Below are 18,596 nucleotides of genomic sequence, written 5' to 3'. Positions count from 1 at the left end.
CAATTCGCCCATACCGTTTACTTATTTGCGGGTTGTTCGTAATAATTTAAATGTGATTTATTAAAATTATCCAACTTTTTCTTAACTTACTGACAAATATACACATACTCGATGAAACACGTATTTACAGTTTTCAGCTTCTTTCTTTCTGTTCTTGCATTTGCAGGCAATGGAAATAACTATCAGGCCCCGCGTGCCCAAACAGCTCCTACCATTGATGGTAATGGCAATGATGCCTGCTGGAGTTCAGCAACCTGGTATGATGTAAGTTATCTTTGGTTGGGCGTGCAGCCTTCGGCGGCAGATTTTACGGGTAAATTTAAAGTAACCTGGAACGCAAATAAATTATTCATATTGGCGGAGATCACAGATGATGTACTAAATGATAACTATGCAAACCCGCTTTCAAATTACTGGGAAGATGATACCTGGGAAATATTTCTGGATGAAAATCATTCAGGCGGAGAACACGAAAATAATTACAATGCATTTGCCTACCACGTATCTACGTTAGGTGATATTGTTGATTCAGATCTTGGCTCACCACGATTATTCAATGCACACGCGACAGTATCCAGAACAAAGAGCGGAACAACCTATACCTGGGAAGCTGCTTTTGATGTATATACAGATGCCTATATATATGCGAACGGAACATCAAACCCAAAAGCTACCTTAACGTTAGGAAAGCAAATGGGCTTTGCCATGGCCTATTGTGATAATGATGGCGGTACTACCAGACAAAGTTTTATCGGTTCAGAAGATGTTCCGGGAACAAATAAAAATGTTGCCTATCAAAATGCAACTGTATTTGGCAACTTAGAATTAGTTGAAACATTAACACCTACGTTCAGCCAGATTTTAGTTAATAATACAGGTCTTACCAACCCTACCGTTATGACGATGCTTCCGGATGGACGTATCCTGATCGGCCAGCAGGCGGGTACAGTAAAGATTGTTAAGAACGGAGCCTTACTTTCGGGAAATGCTTTAGCCATCACCGTTGATGCATCCGGCGGTGATTATACTGAACGCGGTTTGATAGGTATTACCTCAGACCCGAATTTTGCGGCAAACGGGTATATCTATATTTTTTATACCACGAGTGTTGGCGGCACGCACAATAAAGTAAGCCGGTTTAAAATGACTGGAGATGTCATTGACCCTGCTTCCGAAACACTTGTTACAGACCTCGATCCGTTATCAACAGCATCCAATCACAACGGCGGCGCCCTGCATTTTGGCCTTGATGGCAAGCTCTATATCGCAACCGGTGAAAATGCAACACCTGCCAATGCGCAGAATTTAACTGTTACGCATGGAAAACTACTGCGTTTGAATGCCGATGGAACGATCCCTTCTGACAACCCATATGCTACAGATGCAAATCTTTCAAAAAGAAAAATCTGGCAATACGGCTTACGTAACCCATTTACGTTTGATATACAACCGGAAACGGGAAAACTATTCATCAATGATGTTGGCCAGGATGCCTGGGAAGAAATCAACGATGGTACGGTAGCCAATAAAAACTTTGGCTGGCCGAATGTGGAAGGAGTAACAACGATTACTACTTACGCAAACCCTGTATATACATACAATCACGGCGCGAGCAATGTGAATGGCTGTGCCATCACTGGGGGGTGCTTCTTTAATCCTGCATCTACAAACTACCCATCTAAATATATTGGTAAATATTTCTTTATGGATTATTGCGGTGAATGGATGGATGTTATGGACCCTGTAACGGGATTAAAAACAGAACGTTTCATTGACAACGTAATCGGCAGTTACCCGGTAGCGGTTGACGTTGCTGCAGATGGTAACCTGTATTATTTAACAAGAAGCCCTGCGGCATTATATAAAGTCGTTTATTCAGGAAGTTCCATTCCCGACATTCTTCAGAATCCTGCATCGCAAACGGTAGCAGCCAGCCAGCCGGCAACCTTTAAAGTAAGTGCAGCAGGTGTTAAACCGTTTACATACAGGTGGCAAAAAAATGGCGTAGATATTCCCGGCGCTGTAGATTCAACTTTTAAAATCGCTGCTGTAGCAGCAGGCGATGCGGGTGCTTACCGTGTCATCATAACCAACACGTATGGTTCCGATACCAGCAGTGCTGCAACATTAACGGTTACAGCGTTTAACAGCAAGCCTACCGTTACGTTCACAACTGCACCGGCAAACAACTCCTTATTTGTTGGCGGACAGGTATTCAATTTTGTAGCAACGGCAACCGATGTACAGGATGGTTTATTGCCTGCAAGTGCCTTCTCCTGGCACTTTGATTTACACCACAACACACACATTCACGATGGCTTACCATCAAACGGTGTTAAAAACTTCACGGCTACCATTCCTACAACCGGCCATACAGACACCGACATCTATTATAAAATATATGTAGTTGTAAAAGATGCAGGCGGATTAACCGATACAGCTTTTGTAAACTTATTGCCAACGCTGAAAAAGATTACCCTAAAAACAGTTCCGGCAGGTTTAACCGTAAAACTGGATGATGAGCCGGTGGTAACACCAAACACACAGCAAAGCGTTGTTGGTGTAGTACGTACCTTAGACGTGGTGCTTACACAATCCTATCAGGGAAAAGTATACAGCTTTACAGGCTGGTCTCACGGCGGCACGGCAAATCAGTCTTATGCTACTGCCGGTAAAGACACAAGCTTTACAGCCTTATTCCAGGAGACACAGGTAATAAAAGACAGCATCTCTCCTATTCATGATGCCTTTGCACAATACACCAGCTATGATGGTACCAATGCCAACATTGCTTATGGTGCATCTACACCAAATGATCTGGTGGTGAAAAACTATTCTGCAACACCGAACAGACAATCGTATCTCATGTTTAACCTGAACAATCTGTTAGGAAGCGCTACGGATATTTCTTCTGTCAAATTAAAATTATACGGAGGTCTTTCAAATGAAGTAGGCGCAAACAGCATTAAAGTAATTGCGTATGAAGGGGCAAGCAATTTATGGACAGAAAATGCGGTTACCTGGAATACAAAACCGGAACGGTTAAATGTAAAATATGATTCTGTAACGGTAACAAACTTAAGTCCTGCGGATCAGTTTTTTTATTTAGACCTTACAGCACTTATCAAAGCTAAAGTTGCTGCCGGCCAGAATTTAGTTACAGTAGTATTAGTAACACCAAACGACAATGCGAAGCGTGTTATCTTCCAGTCAAAAGAAAACCCGGCAGCGAAAGGTCCTATGCTGGTAGTTTCTTACGCAGCAAATTGCAACGCTGCCATTACATCTCCGGGTACCGTATATTGCACAGGTTCTTCATTGACCTTATCTGCCAATTCAGGTTCAGGCTTTACCTACAAATGGTATAAAGATGCTGTACTTATTCCAGGTGCAACTGCTGCAACATATCCTGTAGCTACAAATGGTGCATATACCGTACAGGTAACAAATGCATCCGGATGCTTTAAAACATCCAGTGCCGTATTAATTACACAGGCTACCCCTCCAACCATAACAATTACGTCTCCTAAAACAGCCCTGTGTACCGGTGATTCTATTTTAATTACCGCGAATCCGGCAACAGGCTTAACCTATGCATGGTATAACAATAATACGCTTATAGCCGGAGCTACCTCTAACAGCTATAAAGCAAAAGCAGCAGGTGTGTATACGGTTGAAGCGCAAAATACAAGTGCATGTAAAAAGGTTTCTACACCGATAACAATTACTGAAAATGCCTTACCAACAGCTGTCATTACCAATTCGGCATCTGCGCTATGTACAGGAGATTCAATCACGTTAACGGCTACGGCAGGAAATGCCAGTTACCAGTGGTATAAAAATGCTGCCGCAGTAAGCGGTGCAACACAGAGTACATACAAAGTAAAAACAGCTGGCTCCTATACGGTTGAAGTAAACAATGCAGCTGCATGTAAAAAACTATCGGCTGCCGTTTCCATTACAGAAAACGCATTACCGGTTATAAGTGTTGCGGCCCCGGTATTTGGTATTTGTACAGGAGATTCTACTACATTAACTGCAACTCCTGCAACCGGGTTAACATATAAGTGGTTCAAAAATTCCGCATTGATTTCAGGTGCTTCGGCAAATATGTACAAAGTTAAAACAGGCGGCAGTTATTATGTTGAAGCAACCAATACAAACGGCTGTAAAAAGAATGCAACAGCAGTAACAATAACAGAAAATCCGTTACCAACCGTTACCGTTACCTCAACGGCTACTTCTTTCTGTACAAACGGTACCGTTACGTTAACGTCCAGCAATGGCCAAACCTATAAATGGATGCTTGCCAATACACCTATCGCCAATGCGACAGCTTCAACATTGGTTACCGGTACGGCAGGTTCTTATACGGTTGAAATCAGCAGCGCAAACGGCTGTAAGAAAACATCTGCACCTGTGGTATTGACAGAAAACAGCTTACCGGTTGCTGAAGTAACGGTTCCTTCCACATCATTCTGTTCAGGCAGCACACTTGAGCTTACCTCCAGCACAGGTGCTTCCTACCAGTGGTATAACAGCAATGGTATTATTGCCGGTGCAACAACTGCTACCTATCTTGCCAGCACAGGAGGGCCGTATTATGTAGAAGTAACCAGCAGTCAGAATTGCAAAAAAACATCTGAACCGAAGAGCCTCACGGTTGTTAATTCGGTTACCTGGTATGCAGATACTGACGGAGACGGTATGGGAGTTGCAGGTGAAACAATTTCTTCGTGTACACAACCCAATGGGTATGTATCTGTAGCCGGAGATCTTTGTCCGGCAGATGCAAACAAAACCGAACCAGGTACCTGTGGCTGCGGTATTGCAGAAGGTACGTGTATACCAACGGATGTAACAGGTGTATTAAGCCAACAGGCATTTGTTCTGTTTCCGAACCCGGTTACACAAACAATCTTATACTTCTCTAAAGAGATAAGCGGCACCGTATATGATGCCAAAGGCGCCCTGGTACTGTCATTCAGTGATGCTGAACGCATTGAAACCAGCACATTGGAAAACGGTCTGTATATCATCCATACAGCAACCGGCGACAACTATAAATTTTATATCGCGCGGTAATTCAAGTGCACCTTTGTGCACCTTTCTTTATAACTCAGAGCGTCCGTTTCACACAGCTGAAGCGGACGCTCTTTTATTTCGACTGACATGGTATAGGCTGCAGGCGTCAACTATTTCATACTTCTGCCGTACCATATGTACACTCTTTTCGTACTGTAAGCATACGTGCGCCATACGTATTCTATGGTATTTCTATGGCATTTCTATGCTGTCCCCATACTCCCTCCGTACTGTCCCCGTACTCTCTTCGTACTGTCTTCATACTCCCCTCGTACTCTCTTCATACTGTTGCCGTACTGTATTCATACCCTTTTGATACATACCCATGCCTTAATTATCTATTCTGCCCGCATCCGTAAATGTGTGCGGTACACTTCTGTTTTTTGAATTGGAAAAACATAGGCTTTTCATTCAATATCACTAATCCATGTTTAAACACGCTTTTATTATATGTTTCATGCAATTTATGGTTACATACATTACAAAAAATAGTAAATTAAAACACTAAAAAACAGATACTTAATTTTAAAAAGTGATATATATCATTTTTTCACGCTCTCCATATTATTATATTTTTTATGCAATACCATATTTTTAGAGTAACTTCATAGAGAATTCAACTGAAAAATCATTTTATTGAATAGTACTACATGTCTAAAGAAATACATTTCCTACTGATTGACGACGATGAAGATGACAGGGAATTTTTCCAGTTTGCATTAGAAGACATCAATAGAAATATTGGATATACGGGCGTTGAAAGTGGCTATGATGCGCTCCATTTGTTAAAAAACGGTCCACAGCCGGATTATATCTTCCTGGATCTGAACATGCCCGGTATGTCCGGGCGTGAATGCCTGATGGAATTAAAAAAAGACCGCGTTTTTTCCCACATCCCTGTAATCATTTTTTCTACTTCCAGCGATCCGTATGACCGGGAAGAAACAAAAAAATTAGGCGCAATAGACTTTATTACAAAACCAACCAAAACAAGCGAATTAGTAAAATCGCTGAATACGTTTTTATCCAATCATTTGTCTCCCAAAATATAACATCTAATGAAAAACGAATCAATCAAAATTTTCCAGAAGAAAAAACAAGTTATTCTGGAAAAATGGATAACCATACAATCGCAGGATCAAGGCTTAAACAATGACCTGATTACAAATGAAGATTTACGTGTTCAATCAGAAGAATTATTGTATACATTTATTGATAACCTCACAGACAATAATATTGAAAATCCTGATTCAAGAGATTTTGAAAATGTGCTTGATATTCTTTCATCCATTTCCATATCACGTGCCAAACAAGGCTATTCGCCCCGTGAGACAGGTTTCTATGTATATAGTTTAAAAGAGGCATTGCTTTCTGTGCTGAACGAAGAGATAAAAGACTCTTCAGTTTTGTATACGCAAAGCATGGCAATCAATAAACTGCTGGATAGCTTTACGATCAGCACATTTGAAACCTTTATCAAAGGACGTGAAGATGTGATCTTCCGCCAGACGGATGAGATCACACAGATCTCCACACCGGTAATACGTGTATGGGATGGCATTCTTGCCCTTCCGATTATCGGCACCCTGGACAGTTCACGTACGCAGGTAGTTATGGAAAGTCTTTTACAGGAAATTGTTGATACCGGAAGCAGCATTGCAATATTAGATATTTCAGGTGTACCAGCAGTAGATTCACTTGTTGCTCAGCATTTGATTAAAACAGTAAGTGCTACACGGCTGATGGGCGCGGAATGTATTATCAGCGGTATCCGTCCGGAGATCGCGCAAACCGTGGTACATTTAGGCATTGACCTTTCAACGATTATTACAAAGGCTACATTGGCAAGCGCACTTAAAACTGCCTTTGTGATGCTTAATCTTGAAGTAAATAAAAAACAACGTAATAAAACAGTATAATACCTTTTAACACTGAACATGGAAAAAATACCTATTTTAAGAATGGGTCACTTTCTTTTGGTGACAATACAAGTGGATCTGTACGATCAGCTGGCAGAAAATCTGGAAGCTGATCTGGTTAATATGGTCAGCAAGACAAATGCAAAAGGTGTACTTATAGATGTTTCCTCCGTTTCTATCATTGATTCTTTTATGGGCCGGATTCTGGGAAACATTGCTACCATGTCTAAAATCATGGATGCCGATACGGTAGTGGTTGGTATGCAGCCCGCGGTAGCAATAACCCTGGTAGAATTGGGATTGCCGTTAAAAGGTGTGTATACAGCTTTGAATGTTGAAAGAGGAATGGAATTGTTGAGGTCAAAAATCCTTCTTGAAGAAGAAGATCAGGAAGAAGAATATGACAACGATGACAACAATGACACCGATAGTCCTGAATAAAGACTCCATAAATGTCTTTCGTGAAACGGATGTTGTACCCTTCAGAAGCAGGGTTAAAGAGCATGCTGTAAAAATCGGCATGAGCCTCTTAAATCAAACCAAACTTATTACCGGTGCCAGTGAGCTTGTCCGGAACATGCTTAAATACGGAAACGGCGGTATTGTGCGGATTGAAATTGTAAGTAAGGGCCGCGATACAGGAATCCGATTGATCTTTGAAGATAAAGGACCGGGCATACCGGATATTAATAAAGCCATGACAGATGGATTTACGACCGGCAAGAGCATGGGGCTTGGTTTACCGGGCACAAAGCGGCTGATGAATGAATTTAACATTACATCTGAAGTAGGCGTGGGTACTACGGTAACGGTAATTAAATGGAAAAATGGATAACATATTGTTTCAAAGTTATATTATAGAGGAACGAAGTTATGCATCGTTTATTAAAAGAGAAATACACAATTTAGTACGCCCGCATTTTACAGAACAACGTACCGGAGAAATTGATATTGTTGTATCCGAAATGGTTTCCAATCTGATTAAGTACGCTACGCGTGGAGAATTGCTCTACAGATTAAGCATGCCGGATAACGAGCCTTTTTTTGAAGTTATCTGTATTGATAATGGAACCGGAATTAAAGATATCTCTCATTCCATGAAAGACGGCATTTCCAGTAAAAGTACGCTGGGGCATGGCATAGGTTCCATTCAGCGGCTGAGCGATTTTTCGCAGATTTATTCACAGCCGGATTGGGGAACCATTCTTTATTCGCAGTTTTCAGGCTCATTGAATTCCACTAAAATTTCTCCTGGCAATACACTGGTTCGGTGCATCAATGTTGCGCTGCCCGGAGAAAAAGTTTCCGGTGACGGAACTGCTATCAGAAAGGCAGGAGAAAAAACACTAGTGTTTACCGGTGATGGACTGGGACACGGGGAATTTGCAAAAGAAGCCGTAGACGCTGCAATCAGCACGTTCAACAACACGAATTATTCAGACCCTTCAGATATCATCCGTGAAATTCATGCAGCCGTAAAAAAGACGCGTGGATTGGTAGCAACTATTGGTATACTGGACCACCGGACAAAAGAATGGCTGATCAGCGGCATCGGCAATATTGCTGTACGTTTGCAGCGCGGGCTTGAATATAAAAACTACAGCAGCTACAACGGTATTATTGGTTTGAATATTCCCACCCGCATAGAGAAAAACCGCTATGAGATGGAAAAATTTCAGCAGTTGATTTTATGCTCAGACGGTATTAAGACACGATGGGATCTGCTGCACTACCCCTCTATTTTAAAATATGACCCGATGATTCTGGCTGCAGCAATCTACAAAGATCATGCACGCCGTACAGATGATATGACTGTATTAATTGTGAAAGTTTTATGATTGAAATTGTAAAGATAAATCTTGAAAATGAAATGGATCTGATCCTTTCACACAAACGCAGTATGAAACTCGCCGAGCTATGCGGGCTTTCGGTACTCGTACAGACATCTTTTGCAACAGCTGTATCGGAAATATCACGCTGTCTGATCGGCGATGAATTCAACCGTTCCAGCCTTACACTTTCAATTCATGTATTACCCAACAACCGAAAGGAACTGGTTGCCGTTTTGCAAACCAACGATACATTTGAACGAAAACATTCTGAAGCTATCAAGTATGCACAGAGATTAATTGACACGCTCAAAATTGACAGGCAAAAAGATACCACAGAAGTGATACTGACTCAAAAGATCAACTTCAGCGGGCTGATCAATGATACGCGCATGCAGTCGTTTATCAATTATTTTAAAAGAGAACTGCCGTTATCTCCCTACGATGAACTGCGCAAAAAGAATATTCAGTTGCTGGAAGTTTCTGAAAAGCTTAAAGACAGTGAAGTACAATATAAAATGCTCACGGAGACGCTTCCTTTAATGATGTTTACAGCTAATGGCGGCGGATACCTCACCTATGCAAATAAATGGCTCAAAGATTATTTTGGAATGCTGGAAATTCAGAGTGGAAAAACAGAATGGACCAGCCTGGTAAATAGCAGCGATACAAAGCAGGTACGTGATGAGTGGGAAAAGGCTCAAACGAATCAAACACATTTCCGTGCGCAGGCAAAACTAAAATCAAAAACAGCAGAGTCAGCGCTGTGGCATTTGATCTCGCTTGTGCCTGTAAAAAATGATCTGAACCAGATTACCAGCTGGACAGGTTTCTTTGTTGACATACATGCACAGAAAGTAGTTGAAGAAACATTAAAAAACAATGTTGAACTGAAGAGCATTCAAAAGCAATTGTTAAATTATCAGGGCAAGCTGGAAGAAAAAGTTCATGAATTAAACAAATCGAACCACGATCTTGAACAGTTTGCATACATTGCCAGTCATGATTTGCAGGAACCTTTACGAAAAATACAAAGCTTTACAGAACTGCTTGAACTAAATATTACGGATAAGGAACGTTCAAAAAAATACCTGGATAAAATAGATTCTGCGGCTTCACGTATGAGTGGTTTGATTAAAGATGTTTTAAATTATTCACGTTTATCACAAAGCGCAAATACATTTGTTGAAACAAACCTTCAAAACGTACTGGAGCATGTTAAAACAGATGTAGAATTAATTATAGAAGAAAAAGGTGCAATAATCAAATCTACACCACTACCTGTGATCAATGGTATTGAACAGCAACTGTATCAGCTGTTCTATAACCTTATAAACAATGCGCTTAAATTCAGTACGGAGAAACCGCTGTTAACTATTTCCTGCCGTAATCTCACGGATGATGAAGTAACCGGCAATACGGAACTGTCTTCCGGACAGGCATACATCGAACTTGTTTTTAAAGACAATGGCATTGGCTTTGATCAAAAGCATGCCAAGCAGATCTTTACGATTTTTAAACGTCTGAATTCAAAAGACAAATACGAAGGAACAGGTATCGGACTGGCACTTTGTAAAAAGATTGTTGACAACCATCATGGCCTGATAACTGTAACCAGCGAACCGGGTGCAGGTACAGCCTTTAACGTAATCCTGCCAGTGGCGTAGGGGCGAATTGCATTCGCCCCTCAACACACACGGACGAATGCAATATACACGGGCGAATGCCATCACGGGCGAATGCCATCACGGGCGAATGCAATTCGCCCCTACGTTAATCCAAACCAACCAGTACAAATGCCCCCCAATAGATCGGCTGCTGGTATTTTTTCAGAATATATACTTTGGCATCGTATAACGACTGACGTTTATTTCCTGTTTTTACCCAATTGGTATAAAACTGATTTAACAGATCGCCGGTTACTTCATCGGATACTTTAAACAAACTCATCACAAGGTTTTTAGAACCTGCTACAATAAACGATCGCTGTAACCCGTATACGCCTTCACCCAATTGTACATCACCCAGACCGGTTTCACAGGCACTTAACAAAACAAGTTCTGTATTATCAAAGTCGAGGTTCATTGCTTCATACGCAGTCAGTAAACCATCTTCACTGTTAAAATCAACATTGTCGGGGTCGTTTAATAATGTACCGCCATTCGCAACGAGTAAACCTGAACGATAGAGCGGGTTTTGTGAAGATTCATTTTCGAGTTCCGAATCAAAACCAGACTGCTGAATATCGGGCAGGAAATAACCGTGTGTGGCAATGTGAAAGAAACGCGGACTCTTTAATGATTTGATTTTATCTTCTGTTGCTGCGCTTTCCATAATCAGTTCAGATGAAATATTGTTTTGCTTCAGCAATACACTAATATCTTTTACTTCTTTTTCAGCACCGGGAAGCTGCGGTATGGTCTTATCATAATCTTCCGACAACGCAGCCGGATAATACGTTGGATTACCTACCAGTACAATGTTTGATTCTTTTACTTTAGTGGCCGTTTCACCGGACGCTGTTTTACGCTGCTTTTTATAACCATCCACCAGGATATCTTTTGTATTGGCAACCTGCACAAACTGATATTTCTCCAGCTGATATTTTCCATCCGGCCCTTTTAATGTTTCAAGATTGATCTGATTATACACTCCTTCAGGAGAAATATATAAACGTGTTTTGGCTGCGGGTATCAAAGCCTGAATATTCTTCCAGTATACATCGTATGAAAATTTATCTTCAATATTAAACTTCATACAGTTACGGTAATATTTAACATTACGGCTTTCCATTTCCTTACCGTTTGTCATCGCAACAATTTCAGGAGAATTTTTCGTTTCTTTATGCAGCACCAATGCAGCATACACAATGGTATCTGTAAACTTTGTTGTAAAGTATCTGAAACGGATCATCTCAACGGCCGCTTCATTCGGAGCCAGCATACCTTTCAACTGTTTCCAGTCATATACCAGTTTGCTTTCATAACTCTGTGCAAATAATTCAGAAGATTCAGAAAGATATTTTTCCAGAGATTCAATCTCCTTTTGAAGTTCAACCTTATTAATGGCGTTTTCCTGAATCTGCGTATTACTCATGGACAATACGGTTGAAAAATATTCTTTTTTACCGATCCAGTTTTGATACGCATCAATCATACTTTGATTTCCGCTGTTTAAAATGCGCTGACGCACTTTAATGGATGAATTCAGCATCAATGCTTTTGTTGAAATGGTCATATTGTACACATTCCCCATCAGATCCGGACGGTCGGCACGTAATTGATAAGCCATTGAATAGTAAAACTCAAAATCGGTTTTAATTACACTCCAGGCTTTCATCTTTTCACGTTCACTTAATGCAGGGAACTGAACGGAAATAAAATTCAGGTATCCTTTAATCGCTTCATCGTACGACTTAACAGCGTTGTCATAATCTTTCAGGATGAAATACATTTGTCCGCTTTTACAAAGAGCTTTTGTATAATCCGGATGGCTTGTACTGAATGAAGAAGAATAAATATCTTTTGATTTAATGAAAGACATATTGGCATCTACATATTTGCCTCTTCTGTAATAGATCAACCCTTTCAGGTAATTATAATCTGCCGCATGTCTGTCTGCAGTACCAAATTTTTCAACCCAGATTTTATTTGCGGCTTCCAGATTTACATCTGCCTTATCTTCTTTACCCGTCTCCAGGTAAAACAGCGACAGGTTCTTTAACACTTCTGCATAAATGGGCGTATTTTCATTCAGTTCCGTTTTAATGGTTTTCAAAGAAGAAAGAAACAGTTTTTCAATTTCATTCTTATCTCCTTTGTTATAATACTTGATCAGCGCCAGATCATTTTTGGCCAATGCTACCTGAATGTGATCTTCGCCATATAATTTTTTATAAATATCAATTACATTTAATATGGTTACCTGAGCCGTGTTATAATCACCAATAGCTGTATGTATATCGGCATACAGTTTCATTGCTTCTGCATAACGGATCGAGTTCGTACCGAATGTATTTTTACAAATGGTCATGGAGCGTGTTGCATACTTTTCAGCACGGGCATAATCTCCTTTAATGAAATACAGAAACCCAATCTGATTCAGTGGATTGATCAAACTTCTGTTATCAATACCAAAACGTTTTTCTCGTAATTGAATGGATTTTATTAAACCATCTTCCGTTTCCTGATACTTTCCGATATGAATGTATAGAATTGCAAGCTCTTCGATAGAGGACGACAGTTTAGACGACTTAAGTGTTTTCTTTGACAGCTTATATGCCTTCTTCAGGTTTTTCTCCGCATCTTCATACAAGCCTTCGATAATAAATAAACGCGCCTGCGTTTCCAGCACTTTTGCGTATTCTAAATTATCTTTATCGGTTGCAAATTTTTTGAACAATGCCAATGCTTCTGCCAGTTTCAATTCTGCGTCGCCGTAATTCCCCTGAGAGATATCCAGGTTTGCCTGTGTCTGCAAAGCAGTTCCATAGTTCACACTCAACTTGCCATATCGTGCCACAACAATAGCAGTAGCTTCAGCGGCAATTTTCTGTGCTTCATCAAAACGGTCTGTCAATTCAAAAAGCTTTGCTTCCTGATACAGGTAGGTTACATATTGTTTGTGCTGATGATCAAGTTCTTTACTTACCACCTGATTCAAGCTATATTTATATGTCTCTTCTGCTTTTTTAAATTTATCCGTATACGTTACATAATACGTGGCACGGTCCAGCAGCTGCATGTGATAATTCGGAGATGCTTCACCCAGCAGGGCTAATTTAATCTGAGTAGCCTGTTCAATGGCTGCTTCTGCTTCATCGTAACGATCTAATTCAATATACGCATCGGCTAATATTTTCAGCAGGAACGCACGATCCAGGTGAACCTTCGGAATCATGCCTTCTTTGTTTAAAATCTTATCAATATTTTTTACTGCGCCGTTCCAGTCCTCTGATAAAAACCGATCCTGAATTTCCAGGAAAATGACTTTGCTGTAGTAGTAATTATCTTTTCCATAATAGCGTGTAACACGTACGTCAAACATTTCAGACTTGGTTCTGAAATCGCTGCTCTGGCTGGTTACACGGTATGTCGGGATCAGGTATTCAAAAATCATAATGGCTTCCCGGCTGTAATTCCTGTATCTGCCGTACTTTGTTTTTAACAGTGTGTTATACGCCAGGTCGTATAACCGGTTTGCTTCTTTTTTTGTACCTACTGTTTCTGCCAGCCGTCCTTTATAAAAGAGATTTTCGACATAACACAGATCTTTCGTTCCAACATTTTTCTTTATCCATTCGCTGGTCAGGTTCAGGATCGAATCGGTAGATTTATAATTGCCGTTATCCAGATACATCTCTGCCTGCATGTTCAGCATACGCGCATACGCACGTTTACGCAGGATCAGGTCCATACCGGAAACTTTAACTACTTTTTGTTTACCGGTTTTCGGATCAGTTTTTAATTCACTTGTTACAATGTTTCTTTTTCTGAACGCAATAATTTCCGTTAAACCTTTTTGTGCTTTGATATAAAAACCCTGGCGATAAAAAGTGATCACCGAACTTTTTTTCAAATCATAATATAAACCCGAATCGCTCAACCCGCCTTTAGCAATGATACCATAGATATCCCCTAAATATTTTGACGCGTTTACATAATCTCCGTAAGACAAATAAGTATCAATGGCATAATTCACAGACTTTGCATACTGGTATACATCATCCTTTGAAGACTTCTGCAGTTCGCGGTCGCCTTTAAACATGTATTCTTCATACGCTTTAAAATTACCATCCAGCTCCGAACCTTTTGCATATAAAAAGTATGCACGGGCCAGCACCAGTGAACCTGCTTTGCCGGAACTGGTCATGCTGTTTATTAATATTCCTGCGGAACGGATGCCTAATTTATAATCTCCTTTTTCGTAATAGGTTTCAATTTTCTTAAAAGAAGTTTCAAATGCTTCATCGCCTGCAAGAGCAAGAAATGAACAGCATACCAAACTAATGGACAATAGAATGTTCTTAAAAAAGGATTTCATGATCGATCGTTTATTTATAGTTTGTAAGTTCTTAAAAATGTCACGAACGGACAAATATTTATTTCAGGCACGCGAATCAAAATTGTACAAATTAAAGACTGCGCTTAATTATATCAGTAATGTGAATAATATCTTTTTCAATCAGTTGTGTTCCTGAGGGCAGACACAGGCTGTTCGCAAATACAGCATCCGAAACGCCGTTCAGATACGCTGTACAATCCTTAAAAACAGGTTGTCTGTGCATGGGATTCCACACATTCCTGCTCTCAATATTTTCTTCTTCCAAGGCCAGCCGAACTTTCTCCGGCGATTCCGCAGATGCAAATTCAACACAGGTGAGCCAGGCATTATCGATACCTGCATCAGCCTGTTTTATATTTGCTGCACCAGATAAATGGATCGCATACCACGCACGTATCTGTTTCTTTTTATTAATTTTTTGTCCAAGCTGTTCCAGCTGCGCGCATGCAACAGCAGCATTTAGATTACACATCCGGTAATTGTATCCTACCTGCAGGTGTTCGTAATACGGCTTTTCTTCTTTCGCTTGATTGGCCAGTACACGCACTTCATTAAAAAGTTCTTCATCGTTTGTAATAACAGCACCACCCGTTCCGCCTGTTACCAGTTTATTTCCATTAAAAGATAACGCGCCTGCATGCCCAAAGGAACCAAGTGCTTTATTTTTGTAGGAAGAGCCCAGCGCTTCTGCAGCATCTTCAATAAGGTATAAATGATATTTAGCAGCAATAGCCTGTATCTGATCCAGCATAGCCGGAAAGCCATAAATATGAACCAGAATAATTGCTTTGGGTTTCTGTTTATTTTCTATGGAATCAAGAATGGCCTGTTCCAGTAATACCGGATCCATGTTCCATGAATGTGATTCGCTATCAATAAATACGGGGGTAGCTCTTTGATACAGCACAGGAAAAATACTTGCGGCAAATGTGAAGGTAGGACAAAAAACAAGATCCCCTTCCTGAATATGCAACGCAAGCAATGCTAAATGAATCGCTGAAGTACCTGAATTAACAGGTACTGCAAAAGATGTACCTGTTTGTGTTTGTAATAATTCCGTGAAAGAATCTAACTGGGGGCCGAATGGAGCAATCCAGTTAGATTCTAATGCTTCCTGTATGTATCGGAATTCATTGCCGGACAAATCCGGCGGTGAGAGATACACACGCTTCTGCATTATACCGTTTTCTTAACAAGTGTACGAATGATTTTCCCCGGAACACCCACAACCATGGAATAATCAGGGATGTCCTGAATGATTACAGCACCCGCCCCGATCACACACCACTTGCCGATCTGCTTCCCAGGAATAACCGTTGAACCCGCACCGATGTGTGTACCTTCACCAATATTTACATCAGCACACAGGGTCACATTAGAGGAAAGGTGTACAAAATCTCCCAATTCACAATCATGCTCTACAATAGCGTTGGAATTAATGATACAATGTTTCCCTACTCTTGAACCCGCATTCACAATAGAACCCGGCATTGCCACTGTGCCTTCACCGATAACGGTTGTTGGTGAAACAGTAGAAGCGCTGTGAATTGCTTTACCGAAAGCATGTTTGATTTTAGAAACAATTTTCTTGCGGATCAGATTGTCACCAATAGTAACAATGATCTGTTCTGCCGATTCATATTCCGGGTCATAATACCCAACAACCGGAATGTTATCCAGTTTGATCAGATCCTGATTGTCATCAAATATTGCATGCACCTCACCGCCTGAAGTCATGACACAATCTTTAACAACTCTGGAGTGGCCACTGGCACCATATAAAAGCATACGATTAATTTTTAAAAGGTTTCATAGTTATAGAATCAGAAGCATTCACTTCGTTAAATTTCATCAGCTGAAAAAATGTTTTCGCTAAAATAAGCATATCCAATCTGAATGATCTGTTTTTAATATACATACTATCGAATTGAAACCGTGACTCCCACGATGTTGCATTACGGCCATTTACCTGCGCCAGACCGGTAATACCGGGCTTTGCTTCAAAACGTAACCGTTGTTCTTCAGTATAGTAACAATCATATGACACAGGCAAAGGCCTTGGCCCAACCAGGCTCATCTTCCCTGTAAGTACGAGAAATAGCTGCGGAAGTTCGTCTATAGAAGTAATTCGTAACAATTTACCGAAACCGGTGACCCGTTTCATGTCTGCCAGAGGTACTCCGTGTTCATCCTGTATCGTTCTCATGGTCTGAAACTTAATCAATTGAAACGGTTTCATGTGCAAACCCGTGCGTTCCTGTATAAAAAAAACATTCTTATACAGCGCATAATTTACAATTGAAATCAGGAGGAAAAGTGGAGCTGTGCACCCAATAGTACTTATGGCAATTAATTTATCGATGAAGGGCTTAATAAATGAACTGTAAAACATTCTCCTGAAATATGTTACAATATAGCCACTTTAGTATTATTTTTGACAGGATTCTTTCAACATTACAATGATCTCATTTCCAAATGCCAAGATCAATCTTGGTTTATCTGTTTTAAGCAAACGTCCGGATGGATACCATAACATTGAAACGTGTTTTTATCCAATCCCGTGGAACGACATGCTTGAGATCATTCCGGCAAAAGAAACCGTATTTACCAGTTCGGGCAATAACATACCGGGAACATCTGCTTCTAATCTGTGCCTTAAGACGTATACCCTGCTGAAAGAAAAGTATCCGCTCTCACCTGTTCACATTCACTTGCATAAACGCATCCCCATCGGTGCAGGCCTGGGCGGCGGCTCTTCAGACGCAGCCTTTACCTGTAAGCTTTTAAACGATGTGTTTGCACTCAAACTTTCTGCCGCAGAAATGGAAGATATTGTTCGGCCCGTTGGTAGTGACTGTGCATTTTTTATTGAAAACACATCTATTCTGGCACACGAAAAAGGTGATTACTTTTCACATCCGGGTATCGTGAATCTAAGTGGAAAATGGATTTACCTGATCCATCCGGGCATTCATGTGGCAACAAAAGAAGCGTATGATGGTGTTGTACCCAATACAGACAGAAAACCGATCGGTGATATTTTAAAACAACCATTGAGTGTCTGGAAAGCAGAACTTGTAAACGATTTTGAACGTAGTGTATTTGAAAAATATCCGGCTATAAAAACCTTAAAAGAACAGATGTACAAACAGGGTGCAGCATATGCGGCAATGAGTGGCTCCGGTTCAACGGTATTCGGTATATTTAATACAAAACCGGAAACTTTTCATGAAAACACATCCAACATACAGAGTTGTATTGCCCCATTATAACCAAACAATTATGCGTTCATTATTTTTCAGCTGCATCTTATTATTAAGCATAACCGTTAAGGGATATAGTCAGTCCATTGCTGCCGATACCACAAATAAAAACTATATTGAATTCGGCAATGGGGGTGGTTTCACAGGTGCTGTTAAAAGCCATATCCTTACCCAGGAAGGCAACCTGTTTCAACTGGAAAATCAGTCTGGCGCAACGTTTGTAAAAAAAATAAAACATTGCAAGGTAAAACATATTTATCGCTATGTAATTAAAAACAACATGGCAGCATGCGTGTACAATGAGCCCGGCAATACCTATGCATTTATAACCATTCAACTGAATAAACAAACCAATAAAATCATTTGGAACAACAGCAATATTCTTACTCCCCCTACAATTACCAAACTTTATAACAAGCTTATTAAGCTCCGTTAAT

The 18,596-nt window shown here is 40.5% G+C and carries 13 protein-coding genes; 9 read left to right on the top strand and 4 right to left on the bottom strand.

The features are described from left to right. Nucleotides 1-111 precede the first annotated feature (111 nt). The 7 genes from CHU_RS05935 (at nucleotide 112) to CHU_RS05905 (ending at nucleotide 10,500) form a co-directional block, all read left to right on the top strand. On the top strand, nucleotides 112-5,085 hold the full coding sequence (locus CHU_RS05935) for a sugar-binding protein (RefSeq protein ID WP_011584609.1): 4,974 nt from the start codon (nucleotides 112-114) through the stop codon (nucleotides 5,083-5,085). A 650-nt stretch (nucleotides 5,086-5,735) separates the two neighbouring features. Further along, nucleotides 5,736-6,137, top strand: coding sequence for a response regulator (locus tag CHU_RS05930; protein ID WP_011584608.1), 402 nt, complete (start codon nucleotides 5,736-5,738; stop codon nucleotides 6,135-6,137). Between the two features lie 6 nt (nucleotides 6,138-6,143). After that, nucleotides 6,144-7,004 carry an STAS domain-containing protein gene (locus CHU_RS05925; protein ID WP_011584607.1) on the top strand — a complete coding sequence of 287 codons (861 nt, stop codon included), beginning with the start codon at nucleotides 6,144-6,146 and terminating at the stop codon, nucleotides 7,002-7,004. Between the two features lie 18 nt (nucleotides 7,005-7,022). After that, nucleotides 7,023-7,445, top strand: coding sequence for an STAS domain-containing protein (locus CHU_RS05920; RefSeq protein ID WP_011584606.1), 423 nt, complete (start codon nucleotides 7,023-7,025; stop codon nucleotides 7,443-7,445). Next, nucleotides 7,414-7,839, top strand: a complete 426-nt coding sequence (locus CHU_RS05915; RefSeq protein ID WP_011584605.1) for an anti-sigma regulatory factor — start codon at nucleotides 7,414-7,416, stop codon at nucleotides 7,837-7,839. The genes CHU_RS05920 and CHU_RS05915 overlap by 32 nt, the downstream gene beginning before the upstream one ends. Continuing rightward, nucleotides 7,832-8,842, top strand: a complete 1,011-nt coding sequence (locus tag CHU_RS05910; RefSeq protein ID WP_011584604.1) for a SpoIIE family protein phosphatase — start codon at nucleotides 7,832-7,834, stop codon at nucleotides 8,840-8,842. Before CHU_RS05915 ends, CHU_RS05910 begins: the two co-directional genes overlap by 8 nt. Continuing rightward, nucleotides 8,839-10,500 (top strand): PAS domain-containing sensor histidine kinase, encoded by a 1,662-nt coding sequence (locus CHU_RS05905; protein WP_011584603.1) that lies wholly within the window; start codon nucleotides 8,839-8,841, stop codon nucleotides 10,498-10,500. Before CHU_RS05910 ends, CHU_RS05905 begins: the two co-directional genes overlap by 4 nt. 106 nt (nucleotides 10,501-10,606) lie before the next feature. Here the strand turns inward: CHU_RS05905 and CHU_RS05900 are convergent, their stop codons facing one another. From CHU_RS05900 to CHU_RS05885, 4 genes are all read right to left on the bottom strand, one after another. Beyond that, complete coding sequence (locus CHU_RS05900) at nucleotides 10,607-14,875, bottom strand: CHAT domain-containing protein (RefSeq protein ID WP_041932224.1); 4,269 nt, start codon at nucleotides 14,873-14,875, stop codon at nucleotides 10,607-10,609. A 91-nt stretch (nucleotides 14,876-14,966) separates the two neighbouring features. After that, on the bottom strand, nucleotides 14,967-16,061 hold the full coding sequence (locus tag CHU_RS05895; protein WP_238379355.1) for a DegT/DnrJ/EryC1/StrS family aminotransferase: 1,095 nt from the start codon (nucleotides 16,059-16,061) through the stop codon (nucleotides 14,967-14,969). 11 nt (nucleotides 16,062-16,072) lie between these two features. After that, nucleotides 16,073-16,684 carry an acetyltransferase gene (locus CHU_RS05890; RefSeq protein WP_011584600.1) on the bottom strand — a complete coding sequence of 204 codons (612 nt, stop codon included), beginning with the start codon at nucleotides 16,682-16,684 and terminating at the stop codon, nucleotides 16,073-16,075. A 4-nt stretch (nucleotides 16,685-16,688) separates the two neighbouring features. Beyond that, entirely contained in the window at nucleotides 16,689-17,288 is a 600-nt protein-coding gene (locus CHU_RS05885) for a sugar transferase (protein ID WP_011584599.1), read from the bottom strand. 67 nt (nucleotides 17,289-17,355) lie between these two features. Between CHU_RS05885 and ispE the strand changes: the two genes are divergently transcribed. Next, a complete protein-coding gene (gene ispE / locus CHU_RS05880; RefSeq protein ID WP_011584598.1) occupies nucleotides 17,356-18,168 on the top strand; it encodes a 4-(cytidine 5'-diphospho)-2-C-methyl-D-erythritol kinase in 813 nt (270 codons plus the stop codon). A gap of 10 nt (nucleotides 18,169-18,178) precedes the next feature. Beyond that, complete coding sequence (locus CHU_RS05875; protein ID WP_041932223.1) at nucleotides 18,179-18,595, top strand: hypothetical protein; 417 nt, start codon at nucleotides 18,179-18,181, stop codon at nucleotides 18,593-18,595. Nucleotide 18,596 lies beyond the last annotated feature (1 nt).

Source organism: Cytophaga hutchinsonii ATCC 33406 (assembly GCF_000014145.1).
Taxonomy (GTDB): Bacteria; Bacteroidota; Bacteroidia; order Cytophagales; family Cytophagaceae; genus Cytophaga; species Cytophaga hutchinsonii.
Note: the sequence above shows the minus strand (reverse complement) of the source record. Positions and strands in the feature narration are given on the sequence as shown.